Below are 16,820 nucleotides of genomic sequence, written 5' to 3' on the forward strand. Positions count from 1 at the left end.
GACATTTTGAGACAATGTCGGCAACAACTGCGTGATAAGCTCGACGGTCCTTTTTCCCGTTCTCCCATGCAGATCTCCGCCTTCCTCACCGCCGCGCTGCTGGCCGCCGCCCTGCTGGTGCCCAGCCGCGCCCCGGCCGCGCCGCCCCCGGTGCAAGACTTCTTCGACACCCCCGAATTCGGCGGCGCGCAGCTCTCGCCGAACGGGCGCCACCTGGCCGCCAAGGTCGCGGCGGCAGGCGGCGGGCGCGATCGGCTGGCCGTGGTGGACCTGGCCACGATGGAGGCAAAGGTGGCGCGCGACGACGCCGATTTGTTCGTCGCCGAATTGACTACCTGGCCGGAGAGCCGGCTGGCGACCTGCAACTACGCCGCCGGCGTCATGTCCGCCATCATTGCCGAAGTGCGCTATCCCACCCAGGCCCTTCAATGGAACGTCGATGGCGAGGTCGTGATCGCCTTCAATCCCGCGGCGGCGGAAATCGCGGTAACGCTGAACGGTGTCGAGCAGCGCCTGCGCACTGGCCTGGGCAATGGTGACCGCTTATGGGAGCGGGACGACAGGCCCATGGGTTCGGCATTCAAGCAAGCGGTGCGAACGGTCGCGGACCGCGCCGTGCAGCGTTATCCGAAACCGGCCGCCATCCCGGCCGGCTTCCCCGATGCGCAAGTGCGGCTCGTCTTCACGATGGCCGATCCCGAAATGCCCAACTGGCACAACTGAACGAGCAGAAATACCCCTGCTGGTGACATTCCGAGAGAAAGCAAAGGAGGTGCGCATGCTAATTTGCCACCTTTGCCAAAACTGTTATTTCACCATGAAATTTCGCCTTGCCCTGCTCGTGTTCGCGGCCAGCCTGCTGAACGCCGCCCACGCCGCGCCCCCTCCCGCCGAAGACTTCTTCGGCCCTTCCTCGTTCGGCGGCGCGCAGCTCTCGCCCAACGGACAGTACGTGGCCGCCAAGGTGCCGGCCAAGAACGGCCGCGACATGCTGGTGGTCGTGGAGCTGGCCACGTCGAAGCCGCAGGCGGTGGCCGCGTTCTCGGACGCCGACGTGGGCGAATTCCAGTGGGTGAACGACGGCCGCCTGCTGTTCAACAGCACTGACAACGACCTGGGGCAAGGCGACATCAATGCGGCGCCCGGCCTCTTCGCCGTCGACCGCGACGGCAAGAACTTCCGCCAGCTGGCGCAGCGCCGCGCCAGTTTCATTACCACGCCGACCGCCGCGCAGCTGCTGCCCTGGCATACCTACATGCTGGGGCAGCGCGGCCCGCAGGATTCGGACAGCGTGTACGTGCGCAGCGTCTCGTTCGAGCCCGGCGGCGCCGTGCGCTCCGAGCACCTGCTGCGGCTGGACACCCGCACGGGCCGCAGCACGGGCGTGCCCATGCCCGGCAAGGTGCAGCGCTGGGTGCTGGACGCGCGCGGCGAGCCGCGCATGGCCATCACGCTCGAGGATGGCAAAAGCACGATCTGGTTCCGCGAGAATGAAAAGTGGCGCGCGATCACCACCTTCGATGCCTGGGTCTCCGCCGCCGGCGGCTTCACGCCACTCGACTTCGATTCCGAAGGGCGCTTATACGTCGCGGCGCGGCACGACAGCGACAAGACGGCGATCCACACGTTCGACCTGGCCGCCGGCAAGGTCGACCCCGTGCCGCGCTTCGCGGTCCAGCAATACGATTTCACCGGGCGGCTGATCCGCAGCGGCAACAAGCTGGTCGGCGTGCGCTACCTGGGCGACACCTGGGCTACCGAGTGGTTCGATCCGGAGCTGAAGGCGCTGCAGGCGGCGGTGGACGAAAAGCTGCCCAACCTCGTCAACCTGATCTCGCTGCCGCGCCGGCCCGAGGCGCCGTTCGTACTCGTCACGACGTTTTCCGACATGCAGCCGCACACCTATTTCATCTACAACCGGGAAACGGGGCAGCTGAACTTGCTGGGCCAGTCGCAGCCGAAGCTCGACGCCACGAAGATGGGCCGGCAACACGTGTTGACCTACAAGGCGCGCGACGGCCTGCCGATCCCGGCCCTGCTGACGCTGCCGGGTGGCGCGAAATTGACGGACAAGCTGCCGATGGTGGTGCTGGTGCACGGCGGTCCCTGGGTACGCGGCGCGACGTGGGGCTGGTCGGCCGACGTGCAATTCCTCGCTTCGCGCGGCTACGCGGTGCTGGAGCCGGACTTCCGCGGCAGCACCGGCTACGGCGCGAAGCACCTGACGGCCGGCTTCAAGCAATGGGGCCGGGCCATGCAGGACGACGTGGCCGACGGCACCCGCTGGGCTATCGAGCAGGGCGTGGCCGACCCGCGGCGCATCTGCATCGCCGGCGCCAGCTATGGCGGCTATGCGACGTTGATGGGACTGATCAAGGACCCGGACCTGTACCGCTGCGGCGTCAACTGGGTGGGGGTCACCGACATCAAGCTGATGTATGGCGGCAGCTGGTTCCACTCGTCCGACCTGCCCGAGCAGTACATGCGCTACGGCATGCCGCGCCTGATCGGCGACATGGAAACGGAAGCCGACCAGCTGATGGCGGTGTCGCCCGTCGAACAGGCCAGCCGCCTGCGCCAGCCGCTGCTGATGGCCTATGGCGGCGCCGACCGCCGCGTGCCGCGTGCGCACGGCACCCGTTTCCGCGATGCCGTGAAGGCCACCAACAAGGATGTCGAATGGGTCGAGTATCCCGAAGAAGGCCACGGCTGGAAGCTGCCGAAGAACCGCATCGATTTCTGGACGCGCGTGGAGAAATTCCTGGACCGGAATATCGGCAGCGGCGCGGCCTTGCCGCACCACGCCAATTGATCAAGGGTGCGGCTGAAGGCCATGCGCCCCGCTGCTCCGGACCTCCGGCTTCCGTGAAGCACGGGACGATTGCTTTCGCTGCCGCGCTTTTTATCGGTCAGCTTGGCAAGCTTTCCTGCGTCGCGCCACCGCGAAGACAACGCCGAGCCCGGCCAGCGACATGAGGCCGGTGGCCGGCTCGGGTACCGCCGCAGGCGATGTGTATGCGTAACTTGCAACACCAAGCACGAGTTCACCGGTCGCGGTGCCTGTCCCGGAAGCGACGGTTCCCTCCAGCCAGGAAAACCCGCTCTCATCTTCGCCCCAGTAATAGTGATCAATGGAGCCCAGCCATCCGCCATCGCTGCCGTAAAGACGGCCTGTCAACCGTGCGTCCACATACAGGTCCACCTCCGGTGCCGGATTGCGGGTATGTTCCGCCAACACCCGAAGACTCAGCGCTGTCCCGGGGGTAAGAGTATATGACCAGGTTGTGAACGCATACGCACTGTAAAACTCATAATCGCTCGGTCCGAACCGTGTCGTGGCATGGCTGAACCATGTGTCAGTGCTGAGGCTGCTCCCAGCGCTACCGCTCGGCCCCGCAATCGCGGTGGTGCCCATCTCCGTGCCTACATCTTCGTCAACCAGGTGGGTATTGGAAGCATACGCGCTGCGCAATGAGTGGCTTTTCAAGACGAACTGAACAGCCGGACTGATGCCGTCGTCCAGATCAAGATCGACCAATTCGTAGCTGAACTGCGAGAGACGGGTGGTTACTGCGCCGCTCTGGGCAAAGGCAAGGCAGGGAACAGCAAGGGCAACTGCAAGGACCGCATGGCACAGCTGTGATGGCATCAGCATGATCATCCTTTCGCGTTGAGTTGAACCGGGCATTGAACTATAGCCCAGAATCATTTCGAAATCACGTAGCTGCGCAGCGCCGGGTCGGCGGCGATCTCCGCCGCCGTGAACGGCAGCGCGATCCATTCGCGCCGGGAAAAGCGCGCCGTCTGGTCGGCATGGTGCGGCGACGCGGGGTCGGCCGATTGCGAATAGGCCAGCAAGGCCTGGGCACGGGGGCCCGCGGCATCGAACCCCACCACTTGCAGGTAGCTGGTGCCGGCGATCACCTCGAACTTGCCCCCGGTCGGTTTCTCCGCCACGTCGATCGTATTGAAGATGCCCAGCTCGCCGTTGCCGCCGTGGATCGGCAGCGCCGGGCCGCCGCGCCGGCTGACCTGGAAGTCGGCCAGCTTCGCATCCGGCGCAATTCCCGCCTCGGCAAACAGTTGCACCGTGTCCGCGAGGCGCTCGGCCAGCACCCGCGCAACGACCGGATTACGGTAATCCAGCCCGTACGGCGTGTGCACCGGATCGGCCGGGTCGAAGGGCACCCGCCATGCCGCCTCGGCGCCCACCACGTCGCGCAGCATCGCCGAGAAATAGGCCAGGCCCGCGCCGGCATCCAGGCCGGCATTGCCGTCCCATGCGCCAAGGCCGGCGCAGCCGGTGACCAGGTCACCCGACGGCGCCAGGGTGCGGCACCAGTCCAGCACGTCGGGCAACAGCACCGGGGCGAGGTACACCTCGTTGTTCAGCGCCAGGTCGCGCAGGTCGTCCAGCGCCAGCTTGCCCTTGCGTAGCCGCGCCGTCAGTTCCGCGAGCGCCTGCCGGGTACGCGCGCCCTGCGGCTCGTCCTGCCGCGAGACCAGCGCCGGATAGCCCGTCAGCGGCGCGTGCAGGTTGCTGAGCCAGGCGGAGTCGTTGGCGTTCTGCACGTAGTCACGCCGCTCTAGCACCGGCAGCCGGCTGACCGGCACGGTGCCCGGCTGGGGCGCACCCGCCTCGTTGCGCCAGGCGCAGGCGGAGCGGCTGCCGTCGAGCACATGGACGTGGGCACGCACCAGGTCCGCATGCTCGGGAACGAGGCAGCCGGCCAGCGCCTCGTCCGGCAGGTTGGCGACCGGCGACACGTTCATCAGCAGGGTATTGCCGGCCCGGTCGGCGGCGATCGTGTTGTTCCACGGATTGCCGGCCAGCCGCAGATTCACGTCCTTCAACTCTTTCAGCGAGCCGGCCTTATTCATGCGGTACCACTGCTCGACCACGCGATGGTTGCGCTCATTCGCGTCGCGCAGCACGTAGGCGGTGGTATCGGTCCATTCCATCCACTCGGGATAGGTCATCACCGGTCCATCCTCCGTGCCGTACAGCGTGCGGCTGCGCGTGCCCATGCTGCCGTCGGCGTTCTTGACCGGCACCGTGATCGCGCGGCGCAGCATCGGCCGCGACTGGCCGTCGACGAGGTAGCGGGTAGGGTCCTGGGGATCGAGCCGCAGGGCTTGCACGGTGAAGTGCGCCGAGGTGTCGGTGGTATGGGTCCAGGCGAACTCCTTCGTGAAGCCGATGCCGACGATTGGCAGGCCGGGCAGCGATGCGCCCATCACGTCCATCTTGCCCGGAATCGTCAGGTGCACCTGGTAGAACCGCTGCGCGTCGCCCCACGGCAGGTGGGGCTGGCCCAGCAGCATGCCGCGGCCGTCGGCGCTGGCGTCGCCGCCGATCGCGATGGCGTTGCTGGCACCGAGGCGTGGCTTGGCGCCGCCGGCAGCACGCTTCCTGGCGGCGCGGGCCTGCGTGCCGGGCGGCTGGGCCGCGGCGATATCGTCGATCCAGTCCAGCGACGTCATGGCGATGCGGCGCATCAGGCGGATCGTGTCCAGCTCCGTGATCGGGCGCACCCAACTGCCGTTGCGGCACTGCGCCGGCAAGCCGGCCAGCCCCCGCTCCGCCAGATAGCGGTTGTAGCCGGCCGCGTAACCACGCATCAGCGCCTTCACCTCCGCGCTCTGCGCCTCCCATGCCTCCTGCACGATCTCGTCGTTGTTCCACTGGCGGAAGAAGAAGTCGGAGTCGAGGTTGTTGTGGGCCAGCGCCGGGTTGTCCGACGATTCCAGGTCCGGGCCGAAGTGGCGCGAGCGGTCGCCGTTCACGGTGGCGACTTCACCGGCCAGCAGGCAGATATTGTCTTCCGCGTACGCATAGCCGATGCCGAAGCCCAGCCCCGCTTCGTCCTTCGCCTCGATATGCGGGATGCCATAGGCCGTACGCTGGATGGTCGCCTGGTAGCGCGCCTGGGGCTTGGCCGGATCGTCGCCGCCGCAGCCGGCCAGGCCCAGCAAGGCCGCCAGCACGGTGGTATTCAGTCTGCAAGTCATGGAATCTCCTTCGGGTTGCGATGCCGGTCATGCTGCTGTGGCGGCATGAAGACTCCATGAGCGTTCCATGAAGAGTCGATGAAGGACCGAAATCGGAGTAAGCTGGCACCACAACCGTTATCGGGACACAGCGAGGAGGTGCGTATGGGCTCCGGCAGGATTCTGGTGGCACAGGGAGGCGGGCCGACCGCCGTCATCAACCAGTCGCTGGTGGGCGTGGCGCTCGAGGCGCGCCGCTTTCGCGACGTGACGCGGGTGTACGGCGCCATGCACGGCGTGCGCGGCATCGTCGACGAACAATTCGTCGACCTCACGCAGGAAACGAGCCACAACCTGGAACTGGTGGCCGCCACGCCCTCTTCCGCGCTCGGCTCCACGCGCGACAAGCCGGACGTGAAGTACTGCGCCGAGATCTTCAACGTGCTGCGGGCGCACGAGATCGAGCATTTCTTCTATATCGGCGGCAACGATTCATCCGACACGGTGCGCATCGTCAGCGAACAGGCCCGTGCCGCCGGCTATCCGCTGCGCGCCATCCATATTCCAAAGACGATCGACAACGACCTGGTGGGCAACGACCACACGCCGGGCTTTCCATCTGCCGCGCGCTTCGTGGCGCAGGCGTTTGCCGGCGCCAACCTCGACAACGCCGCGCTGCCCGGCGTGTACGTGGGCGTCGTCATGGGCCGCCACGCGGGCTTCCTCACCGCCGCCTCGGCGCTGGGCAAGAAGTTCCCGGACGACGGGCCGCACCTGATCTACCTGCCCGAGCGCACGTTCTCGCTCGAAGCCTTCCTTGCGGACGTGAAGGCGACCTACGAGCGGCACGGCCGCTGCGTGATCGCCGTCTCCGAAGGCATCCACGATGCCAGCGGCGAACCGGTGGCCACCCTGCTGGCCAAGGAGATCGAGAAGGATGCGCACGGCAATGTGCAACTGTCCGGCACCGGCGCGCTGGCCGACCTGCTGTGCGACGAGATCAAGGCGAAGCTGGGCATCAAGCGCGTGCGCGGCGACACGTTCGGCTACCTGCAACGCTCGTTCATCGGCTGCGTGTCGGACGTGGACCAGCGCGAGGCGCGCGAAGTGGGAGAAAAGGCGGTGCAGTACGCGTTCTGGGGCGACCGCGACGGCTCGGTGGCGATCCGCCGCACGGGCTTCTATTCGGCCGACTACGCGCTGCTGCCGCTCGAGGAAGTGGCCGGCAAGACGCGCACGATGGAAGACGAATTCATCGCCCCTTCCGGCACCGATGTGACGGACGCGTTCCGGCTGTACCTGCGGCCCTTATTGGGGTCGGGGATGCCCGATGCATTCCGGCTGCGCTGCGCGCCGGTGGCGAAGATCCTCAGGGCTTGAACGAAAAAACCGGTGACAGGCACCGGTTTTCTTGCAACATTTCCCGCGGCCCGCGCGCGAGGCCGCGCCGTCTCAAACGACGATCGTCTGGTGCTCGCCTTCCTTGCGGGCGCGGATCGTGCCGATGCGCGAGACGGTCTCGCCGGCAGCCGTCAGCTGGGCAATCGCCGCGTCGGCGTTCTCGGCCGACACGATCACGGTCATGCCGATGCCGCAGTTGAACACGCGGTGCATTTCCGCGTCGGCCACGCCGCCGTGCTGCTGCAGCCACTGGAACAGCGGCGGCATCGTCCACGACTTGCCGTCCAGTTCCGCGGTCAGGTTGTCGGCCAGCACGCGCGGGATGTTTTCCACCAGGCCGCCGCCGGTGATGTGCACCAGGCCTTTCACTTCCATCGACTCCATCAGCGCCAGCAACGGCTTGACGTAGATGCGGGTCGGCGTCATCAGCACGTCGGCCAGCTTGCGGCCGTGGAAGTCCGCTTCCAGGTCCGGCTTGGCCACTTCGATGATCTTGCGCACCAGCGAGTAACCGTTCGAGTGGGCACCCGAGGAGGCCAGGCCCAGCACCACATCGCCCGGGGCGATCTTGGAACCGTCGATCAGCTTCGATTTTTCCACGGCGCCGACGGCGAAGCCGGCCAGGTCGTATTCGCCGGCCGGGTACATGCTCGGCATCTCGGCCGTTTCACCGCCGATCAGCGCGCAGCCGGCCTGTTCGCAGCCGGCGGCGATGCCCTTGATGACATCCGTCGCGATCGGCACGTCCAGCTTGCCGCAAGCGAAATAGTCGAGGAAGAACAGCGGCTCGGCGCCCTGCACCAGGATATCGTTGACGCTCATGGCCACCAGGTCGATGCCCACGGTGTCATGGCGGTTCAGCTCGAACGCCAGCTTCAGTTTCGTGCCCACGCCGTCCGTGCCGGAAACGAGAACCGGTTCCTTGTACTTCTTGCTGATCTCGAACAGCGCGCCGAAGCCGCCGATGCCGCCCATCACGCCTTCGCGCAGCGTACGCTTGGCAAATGGCTTGATCGCTTCGACTAAGGCATCACCCGCGTCGATATCGACGCCGGCGTCACGGTAGGACAGGGATACGTTGGAAGGTTGGCTCATGGTGTATTTCGCGGCGGAGGCGGTAAAATAGAAGAGGATTGCTGCATTTATGCCAGCAAGTCCGCTATTTTAGCAAAACACCCCCGCCAATTCCCCAACTTTCGCCTCCCCTTCGCCTCCATGCCCCCCGCCCAGACCGTACAACGAGCAAGAACGGCTTCCCGGTCGGCGGCATGGCCCGAACCGTCCACGGCACCGCACTTTTATATAATGCGGGCTGTGAAGAGCGAAAAAACTACAAAAATGACCAGGAAACCGGGGCGGCAACCATGAAACAGCTGGTGCTCGACCTGGGGGCCGAGCCGGTCCACACGCTCGAAACGTTCGAGGTGGGCCGCAATGCCGAGGTGGCGGCGCTGATGCGCCAGTTCGCCGGCCGCAGCTCGCGCGAGCATTTTGCCTACCTGTGGGGCGAGGTGGGCGCCGGCAAGACCCACCTGCTCAAGGCCCTGGCCGCGACCGAGGGCGCGCGTTATATATCGCCGTTCTCGATCGAATCGGAATTCGTCTACTCGCCGGAAGTCGACCTGTACCTGCTCGACGATTGCGAAAAGCTGTCTCCCGTGGCGCAGATCGACGCCTTCGCGCTGTTCAACGAGATCCGCGCCAACAACGCGTTCATGGTGTGCAGCGGCGCCGTGCCGCCGGCCGTGCTGCCCGTGCGCGAGGATTTGCGCACGCGGATGGGCTGGGGCCTGATCTACCAGCTGCATGGCCTCTCGGACGATGAAAAGGTGGCCGCGCTCTCCCAGGCCGCGGCCAGCCGCGGCTTGACGCTGTCGCCGGGCGTGTTACCCTATTTGTTGTCCCATTTCAGGCGCGACATGCGCTCGCTGTCCTCGATGCTGGACTCGCTCGACCAATATTCGCTGGAAACCCAGCGCCCCATCACCCTGCCATTGCTGCGCGAGTGGCTGCAGGCGGAAAAAGACTAAAGCGATAACTCCATGAACCTGGCCCTGTTCGACCTCGACCACACCCTGCTGCCCATCGATTCCGACTACGAGTGGGGTCAATTCCTGTGCCGCCAGGGTGCCGTCGATGCCGCCGCTTTTGCCCGCCGCAACGACGAATTCTTCGCCCAGTACCAGGCCGGCACGCTGGACCCGGTGGAGTACCTGGAATTTGCGCTCGGCACGCTGGCCACCTTCGAGCCGGAGCGGCTGGCCGCACTGCAGCAGCAGTTCATGCTCGAAGTGATCGAGCCGAACATCAAGCCGCAGGCGCGCGCGCTGCTGCAAAAGCACCTGGACGCCGGCGACATGGTGGCCATCGTCACGGCGACCAACCACTTCGTGACGGCGCCGATCGCCAAGGCCTTCGGCGTGGATCACCTGATCGCGGCGATGCCCGAAATCGTGGATGGCCGCATCACCGGCCGCCTGAAGGGCACGCCCACGCAGGGCCAGGGCAAGATCCTGCATACCAAGGCATGGCTGGAACAGATGGGGAAGACGCTCGACCACTTCGACAACGTGTACTTCTACAGCGACTCGCACAACGACCTGCCGCTGCTGTCGATCGTGTCGCACCCGGTCGCCACCAACCCGAATGCCGTCCTGACCCGCCACGCCAACGAGCAGGGCTGGACCTTACTCCAACTATTCAATGATTAAGAAATTCATCCGCAAGATCCTGGGCGTCAAGCCGCCGCGCAACAACGACGAACCCGAAATCCTCGGCCCGGAGCAGCACGGCATCGACCCGAAAATGGTGTCGGCCAACGCGATCCGCGTCACGTCAACGCTGCAGGAAGCGGGCTTCGAGGCGTTCGTGGTGGGCGGCGCGGTGCGCGATCTGCTGCTGGGCGTGAAGCCGAAGGATTTCGACATCGCCACCAATGCCACGCCCGAGCAGGTGAAACGGCTGTTCCGCCGCGCCTTCATCATCGGCCGCCGCTTCCAGATCGTGCACGTGATGTTCGGCCAGGACCTGCTGGAAGTGACGACCTTCCGCGGCACCGCCACCGACAACGCGCCGAAGGACGAACACGGCCGCGTGCTGCGCGATAACACCTTCGGCAGCCAGGCCGAGGACGCGGAACGCCGCGATTTCACCATCAACGCCATGTACTACAACCCGGCGACCCAGCAGGTGCTCGATTACCACGGCGGCATCCGCGACATTCGCGCCAAGCTGCTGCGCATCATCGGCCAGCCGGAAACCCGCTACCGCGAAGACCCGGTGCGCATGCTGCGCGTGGTGCGCTTCGCCGCCAAGCTCAAGTTCGACATCGAGCCGACGACGGCCGCGCCGATCTCCGTGATGGCGCCGCTGATCAACAACGTGCCGGCCGCGCGCGTGTTCGACGAGATGTTGAAGCTCCTGATGAGCGGCAGCGCCCTCGCCTGCCTGCTGCAGCTGCGCAAGGCCGGCCTGCACCATGGCCTGCTGCCGCTGCTGGACGTGGTGCTCGAGCAGCCGCTGGGCTTCAAGTTCGTGACGCTGGCGCTGGAAGCGACGGACCGCCGCATCGCCGCCGGCAAGACCGTGTCGCCGGGCTTCCTGTTCGCCTCGCTGCTGTGGCACCAGGTGCTGGAAAAATGGAATGCCTACCAGGCTTCGGGAGAATTCCCGATCCCCGCGCTGCACCTGGCGGCGGACGAGGTGCTGGAATCGCAGACGGAAAAGCTGGCGCTGCAGCGCAAGATCGGCTCCGACATGCGCGACATCTGGGCCATGCAGCCGCGCTTCGAGCGCCGCAACGGCAAGAACCCGTACAAGCTGCTGGAACACGTGCGCTTCCGCGCCGGCTACGACTTCCTGCTGCTGCGCTGCGCTTCCGGCGAGATCGACCAGGAACTGGGCGACTGGTGGAGCGCGTTCTACGAAGCCGACGAGACGGTGCGCGCCGAGATGGTGTCGGCCATTTCCAGTGGCGGTCCGGCCAGCAAGCGCAAGCGCCCGGCGCGCCGCGGCTTGCGCCATGAGGAAGGCGCCGCGGGTACCGAGCTTGCCGAGCAGGCAGGCGACGAAGACTTCGAAGGCGACGAGGTGCATGCCGAGGGCGAGAGCATGCCGACACCGAAGCGGCGCCGCCGCGGCCCACGCCGCAAGCGTAGCGGCGGCGAAGACGCGCCCGATCCGGCACCCGTGACGCCTTCCGCCGACTGATGGAAGCGTTCATCGGCATCGGCGCCAATCTCGGCGACGCGCGCGCCAACGCGCTGGACGCCGTGGAGCGCCTGCGGCGCGTTCCCGGCCTGTCGGTGACCGCCGTCTCGAGCCTGTACCGCACGGCGCCGATCGACTCCTCGGGCGACGACTACATCAACGCCGTCGCCCGCATCGACACCACGCTCGCCGCGCCGGCACTGCTCGAAGCGCTGTTCGCCATCGAGCAGCAGCACGGCCGCGAGCGTCCCTACCGCAACGCGCCGCGCACGCTGGACCTCGACCTGCTGCTGTACGGCGACCAGACGATCGATAACCCCGCGCTGACCGTGCCACATCCGCGCCTGACGCAGCGCGCCTTCGTGCTCGTGCCGCTGCTGGAGATCGCGCCGGATGTCGTGGTGCCCGGCCTGGGCGCCGCGTCTTCCTTCGCGGCGGGCGTGGCCGGGCAGCGCATCGACAAAGTGAACTGAATGCAGATTCCCGTCATCGTACAAACCGTGGGTCTCCTGACCCTGTCGAACATCTTCATGACGGTGGCGTGGTACGGCCACCTGAAGAGCCTCTCCACCAAGGCCTGGTACGTGGCGGCCTTCGTCAGCTGGGGCATCGCGCTGTTCGAATACCTGCTGCAGGTGCCGGCCAACCGCATCGGCTATACGCAGTTCAGCCTGGCGCAGCTGAAGATCATGCAGGAAGTGATCACGCTTTCCGTGTTCGTGCCGTTCGCCATGATCTACATGAACCAGCCGTTCAAGACCGATTTCATCTGGGCGGGCTTGTGCCTCGTCGGGGCCGTGTACTTCATCTTCCGGTCCTGACCGCGGTGCTGGAAGTCACTTCGGCACGGTCGTTCGCCGGGGTTTAGAATACGCGCCGTAACGATTTTATTTGAGGACTTCCATGTCTGGTTATCTGCAGGGTAAAGAAATGTCCGGCACGGCAGCCGCCACGAGCGGCACGCCGGCACCGGCAAAAGCGGTGGCGAACAAGGCCGTCACGATTCCGTCACTGGCCGCGCTGCGCGCCGCGGGCGAAAAGATCTCGATGCTGACGTGCTACGACGCCAGCTTCGCCGCGCTGATGGAGCGCGCCGGGGTCGAGATCCTGCTGATCGGCGATTCGCTGGGCATGGTGTGCAACGGCCACACGTCCACCCTGCCCGTCACCGTGCAGCAAGTGGCTTACCACACGGCCGCCGTGGCGCGCGGCGCCAAGACCGCGATGATCATGGCCGACCTGCCGTTCGGCAGCTACGGCACCCCCGAGCAGGCGCTGGCGAGCTGCGTGCAGCTGATGCAGGCCGGCGCGCACATCGTCAAGATCGAAGGCGCCGGCTGGCTGGCCGACACGGTGCGCTTCCTCGTCGAGCGCGGCGTGCCGGTCTGCGCGCACATCGGCCTGACGCCGCAATTCGTGCACCAGCTGGGCGGCTACAAGGTGCAGGGCAAGACGGTGGAAAGCGCCGAAGCCCTGAAGGCGGACGCATTGAAGCTGCAAGCGGCCGGCGCCTCGATCGTGCTGCTCGAAGCGGTGCCCTCCACCGTCGGCAAGGCCGTCACCGAAGCGCTGTCGGTGCCCACCATCGGCATCGGCGCCGGCCCCGACTGCTCGGGCCAGGTGCTGGTGATGCACGACCTGCTGGGCGTCTTCCCCGGCCGCAAGGCACGCTTCGTGAAGAACTTCATGGACGGCCAACCCACCATCGAAGCCGCCTTCGCCGCCTATGTCGCCGCCGTCAAGGACGGCAGCTTCCCCGCCCTCGAGCACTGCTTCTAAGCAAAGTTGCCGCAAAAATGGGGACGTACCCCATTTTCGCGGCAATATTTCCTCGGAATCGGAGGCGTAGCAGGGGGTGGAGCAGGGGTTTCGCGGAGCATGCTCCGCGCCTGCGGAACGATACTGCCCTGCAGGGCAGTATCTTCAAGGAGCCTCGCTCCTTGCCTGCGCAGCGGAGATGGCTTGCAAGCCACCTCTCCTTCCTGTCACCGGTTTTTTTTGCGACATTTCCTCAGGGCGTGAAGACGATGCGCGCGCCGCCGTGATCGGCTGCGCGCCAGGCTTCCTCCACCTTGCTGAGCGGCACGGCCTTCGCTTCGATACGGAACGTGCCGCGCGCGATCTCCAGGGCCAGGGCCGGCAATTCCTCGAGGATCTGGCGTAGCGCCACGGAGCCCAGCCCACTGCCCACGATGTGCAGGTTCGCGGCGCGCAGCATGGCGCCCGGAACCGGCGCCACCTCGCCCGCCATCGAGCCGATGTGTATCCACGTGAGCGGGGCGCGGCGCCCGGTGCGCTGCTGCAGTAGCGCTTCCATGGTGCGGGCGGCGGGTTCGCCCCACACGAAATCGAGCACCACGTCGACGTCGCATGCCGCCTTCCCCAGCCGGGTATCTTCCAGTTGCACGGTTTCCGTGGCGCCCAGCGCCGGCAGGCCGGCAAGCCTGGCTTCGTCGCGGCCCGCGGCAATCACCTGTGCCGCGCCCAGGTGCCGGGCGACCTGCACGGCCATGCTTCCCGAGCTGCCCGTGGCGCCGAGGATGAGCACTTTCTGCCCGCCCCGGAATGGCACGCGGCAGCGCAGCGCGAGCCACGCGGCCATTGCCGGATTCATCGCGGCGGCGATGGTGACGGGATCGCTGTCGGCCGGCAGTTCGATGCTGTGGTCCTGCTCGATCACGGTCTTGTCGGCCATCGTGCCCAGCCGGTCGGGGGCCTGCACGAAGTAGCGCAGCTTGCCGTCCGTGCCGCGCCCGACTCCGTCGACACCCGCCACCAGGGGCGGCGATCCCGTGCTCGAGTAATGCGCGCCCGATGCACGCCCGCGGGTGACGTGATGCAGGCCGGCGGCCAGTACCTCGACCAGCATCTCGCCTGGCGCTTCGGGTACCGGGTCGCCGATGTCGGTGTAACGCGGCGGGTGGTCGAACGACGTGATGACGGCGGCTTTCATGGAACTCTCCTTGGACGAGCGAAAAAGGTTCGTATTACGAGCTATTATTGATACGCATTACGAACTATGTCAAGATGGCGTCCATGAAGAACCAACGATCGAAGAAGACCGCCGACAAGCCCGGCGAAGGTGTGCTGGACGCGTTCGTGCCCGTTGCCTTTGCCACGATGGCCGTGCTGAACAGGATCGGCGCCGAGAACGACCTGTCGCTGACGCTGATGCGCGTGATGGGCATCCTGTGGGACCGGCGCCCGCGCATGGCGGAGCTGGCCGACTACCTGGGGCTGGAAAAGCAGACGATGTCGGGCTTGATCGCCCGGGCGGAAAAACGCGGCCTGGTGGCGCGCGCGCCGAACGTGCACGATGGCAGGGCGACGGACGTGTTCCTGACGAGCGAGGGAGAAGCACTGTTCCTGCGCCTGCATGGGCAGATGCAGGAGGCGCTGGCGCCGCTCACGGAACGGCTCGACGCGGCGGAGCAGCAGCAGTTGCGGCAACTGCTCGAGCGGATGCTGCCGCCGGGGTAGGAAGGCTGGCATCGGGGACTGGCACCGGTGCCAAAAAAGTTGCAAAAAAACGGTGCCTGTCACCGGTTGCAAAAAGACCGGTGCCTGTCACCGGTTTTGCCGCAACATTTCGTTGGAATCGGTGCGCCCTGCTTCGCCACCGGTTTTTAACGGGGCTTCACGCAAGATTTCCTTTACAGCTGTATCCAGGTCGTCTTCAGCTCCGTGTACTTGTCGAACGCGTGCAGCGACTTGTCGCGGCCGTTGCCGGATTGCTTGTAGCCGCCGAACGGCACGGTGATGTCGTCGTTGTCGTACTGGTTCACGTGCACGGTGCCGGCGCGCAGGGCGCGCGAGGTCTTGATGGCCTTCGACAGGTCGGACGTCCACACGGCCGCGTGCAGGCCATACGGAGTGGCGTTCGCCTGCTTCACGGCTTCGTCCAGCGACGTGAAGCCGAGCACGGAGAGGACCGGTCCGAAGATTTCCTCGCGGGCGATCGACATGCCGGCGTCGACCCTGTCGAAGATCGTCGGCGCCACGTAATAGCCGCCCGTATCGAGGCGCACGCGCTCGCCGCCGGCCAGCAGCCGCGCGCCGGCGCTCTTGCCTTCGCCGATGTACTTCATGATCGTGTTCAGCTGGATATCGTCGACGATCGCGCCCATCACCGTATTCGCGTCCAGCGGATCGCCGGGCGTGAAGCCGGGCACCATGGCCAGTGCCTTGTCGATGAAGGCTTCGCGGATCGGCTCTTCCACGAACAGCCGCGATGGCGCATTGCAGCTCTCGCCCTGGTTGAAGAAGATCGAGCCGATCGAGGCCGCCACGGCCGCGTCGAGGTCCGGGCAGTCGGCGCACACGATGTTGGCGGACTTGCCGCCCAGCTCCGTCCAGGCCCGCTTCAGGTTCGACTGCCCGGCCATCTGCATGATCTGCTTGCCCACGCGGGTGGAACCGGTAAACGCGATGCAGTCGACATCCATGTGCAGCGCCAGCGCGCTGCCAGCCTCGTTGCCGTAGCCGGGCAGCACATTGAAGACGCCGGGCGGAATGCCCGCCTCGAGCGCCAGTTCGGCGAGCCGCAGCGCGGTCAAAGGCGATTTCTCGGAAGGCTTCAGCACCACGCTGTTACCGGCGGCCAGCGCGGGCGCGATCTTCCATGACGCCATCAGCATCGGGTAATTCCACGGAACGATCGCACCGACCACGCCGACCGGCTCGCGCGCGATCAGCGCCAGGCTGTCGCCGGGCGACGGGGCGATCTCGCCATACACCTTGTCGATCGCCTCGCCATACCAGCGGATGCAGTTCGCCGCCCCCGCCAGGTCGACGGAGAGGCTGTACTTGATCGGCTTGCCCATGTCGAGCGTTTCGAGGAGCGCCAGTTCGTCGCGGTGCCGCTGCATCAGGTCGGCGAACTTCACGAGGATGCGCTTGCGCTGCGCCGGGGCGAGGCTGGCCCAGCGGCCGTCCTCGAAGGCGGCGCGGGCGCTGGCCACTGCGGCGTCGACATCTTCCGGCCCGCAGCGCGCCACGGGGCCCAGTTCGCGCCCATCGATGGGCGAACGGTTGTCGAATTGCCGCTCGGTGCGGGACCAGGTGCGTTGGCCGTCGATGAAGGCGCGGCCGTCGATCGTAAGGGCGCGGGCGCGCTCGTGCCAGCTGGCGGTGTCGGTCATGGCAGTCTCCTTATGGTTCCAATAATTCTACCGCCGCCCTTATTTAGATTGCGACTATCGAATCGATAGTAACAATAA

The 16,820-nt window shown here is 66.2% G+C and carries 15 protein-coding genes; 10 read left to right on the forward strand and 5 right to left on the reverse strand.

What is annotated here, in order from left to right:
• Positions 1–66 precede the first annotated feature (66 nt).
• Both V6Z91_RS05055 and V6Z91_RS05060 read left to right on the forward strand, forming a co-directional pair.
• On the forward strand, positions 67–723 hold the full coding sequence (locus V6Z91_RS05055; protein WP_338767474.1) for a hypothetical protein: 657 nt from the start codon (positions 67–69) through the stop codon (positions 721–723).
• Positions 724–817: 94 nt separating this feature from the next.
• Entirely contained in the window at positions 818–2,812 is a 1,995-nt protein-coding gene (locus tag V6Z91_RS05060; RefSeq protein ID WP_338767476.1) for a prolyl oligopeptidase family serine peptidase, read from the forward strand.
• Between the two features lie 90 nt (positions 2,813–2,902).
• Here the strand turns inward: V6Z91_RS05060 and V6Z91_RS05065 are convergent, their stop codons facing one another.
• Both V6Z91_RS05065 and V6Z91_RS05070 read right to left on the reverse strand, forming a co-directional pair.
• The gene (locus V6Z91_RS05065; RefSeq protein ID WP_338767479.1) at positions 2,903–3,661 is read right to left on the reverse strand and encodes a PEP-CTERM sorting domain-containing protein; all 759 of its coding nucleotides are present in this window, start codon (positions 3,659–3,661) and stop codon (positions 2,903–2,905) included.
• Positions 3,662–3,705: 44 nt separating this feature from the next.
• Complete coding sequence (locus V6Z91_RS05070) at positions 3,706–6,012, reverse strand: penicillin acylase family protein (protein ID WP_338767481.1); 2,307 nt, start codon at positions 6,010–6,012, stop codon at positions 3,706–3,708.
• Between the two features lie 144 nt (positions 6,013–6,156).
• On the opposite strand from V6Z91_RS05070, the gene V6Z91_RS05075 reads away from it, so the two are divergent.
• Entirely contained in the window at positions 6,157–7,371 is a 1,215-nt protein-coding gene (locus tag V6Z91_RS05075) for a 6-phosphofructokinase (protein ID WP_338767484.1), read from the forward strand.
• A 72-nt stretch (positions 7,372–7,443) separates the two neighbouring features.
• Here V6Z91_RS05075 and purM read toward each other — a convergent pair whose 3' ends face one another.
• A complete protein-coding gene (gene purM / locus V6Z91_RS05080) occupies positions 7,444–8,487 on the reverse strand; it encodes a phosphoribosylformylglycinamidine cyclo-ligase (RefSeq protein WP_338767486.1) in 1,044 nt (347 codons plus the stop codon).
• Positions 8,488–8,756: 269 nt separating this feature from the next.
• Between purM and hda the strand changes: the two genes are divergently transcribed.
• The 6 genes from hda (at position 8,757) to panB (ending at position 13,380) form a co-directional block, all read left to right on the forward strand.
• On the forward strand, positions 8,757–9,422 hold the full coding sequence (gene hda / locus V6Z91_RS05085) for a DnaA regulatory inactivator Hda (RefSeq protein WP_338767488.1): 666 nt from the start codon (positions 8,757–8,759) through the stop codon (positions 9,420–9,422).
• A 12-nt stretch (positions 9,423–9,434) separates the two neighbouring features.
• Entirely contained in the window at positions 9,435–10,103 is a 669-nt protein-coding gene (locus V6Z91_RS05090) for an HAD family hydrolase (RefSeq protein ID WP_338767489.1), read from the forward strand.
• On the forward strand, positions 10,096–11,601 hold the full coding sequence (gene pcnB / locus V6Z91_RS05095) for a polynucleotide adenylyltransferase PcnB (protein WP_338767491.1): 1,506 nt from the start codon (positions 10,096–10,098) through the stop codon (positions 11,599–11,601). Before V6Z91_RS05090 ends, pcnB begins: the two co-directional genes overlap by 8 nt.
• Positions 11,598–12,074 (forward strand): 2-amino-4-hydroxy-6-hydroxymethyldihydropteridine diphosphokinase, encoded by a 477-nt coding sequence (gene folK, locus V6Z91_RS05100; RefSeq protein WP_338771733.1) that lies wholly within the window; start codon positions 11,598–11,600, stop codon positions 12,072–12,074. The genes pcnB and folK overlap by 4 nt, the downstream gene beginning before the upstream one ends.
• Entirely contained in the window at positions 12,075–12,422 is a 348-nt protein-coding gene (locus V6Z91_RS05105; protein WP_338767494.1) for a DMT family protein, read from the forward strand.
• An 82-nt stretch (positions 12,423–12,504) separates the two neighbouring features.
• A complete protein-coding gene (gene panB, locus V6Z91_RS05110; protein WP_338767497.1) occupies positions 12,505–13,380 on the forward strand; it encodes a 3-methyl-2-oxobutanoate hydroxymethyltransferase in 876 nt (291 codons plus the stop codon).
• A 232-nt stretch (positions 13,381–13,612) separates the two neighbouring features.
• On the opposite strand, the gene V6Z91_RS05115 is transcribed toward panB, so the two are convergent.
• The gene (locus V6Z91_RS05115; RefSeq protein WP_338767500.1) at positions 13,613–14,554 is read right to left on the reverse strand and encodes a zinc-binding alcohol dehydrogenase family protein; all 942 of its coding nucleotides are present in this window, start codon (positions 14,552–14,554) and stop codon (positions 13,613–13,615) included.
• A gap of 83 nt (positions 14,555–14,637) precedes the next feature.
• Between V6Z91_RS05115 and V6Z91_RS05120 the strand changes: the two genes are divergently transcribed.
• Positions 14,638–15,081, forward strand: coding sequence for a MarR family transcriptional regulator (locus tag V6Z91_RS05120; protein WP_338767502.1), 444 nt, complete (start codon positions 14,638–14,640; stop codon positions 15,079–15,081).
• A 173-nt stretch (positions 15,082–15,254) separates the two neighbouring features.
• Here the strand turns inward: V6Z91_RS05120 and V6Z91_RS05125 are convergent, their stop codons facing one another.
• Positions 15,255–16,742 (reverse strand): aldehyde dehydrogenase, encoded by a 1,488-nt coding sequence (locus V6Z91_RS05125; protein ID WP_338767504.1) that lies wholly within the window; start codon positions 16,740–16,742, stop codon positions 15,255–15,257.
• Positions 16,743–16,820: the final 78 nt, after the last annotated feature.

Source organism: Massilia sp. METH4 (assembly GCF_037094685.1).
In the GTDB taxonomy this organism is placed as follows: Bacteria; Pseudomonadota; Gammaproteobacteria; order Burkholderiales; family Burkholderiaceae_D; genus Rugamonas.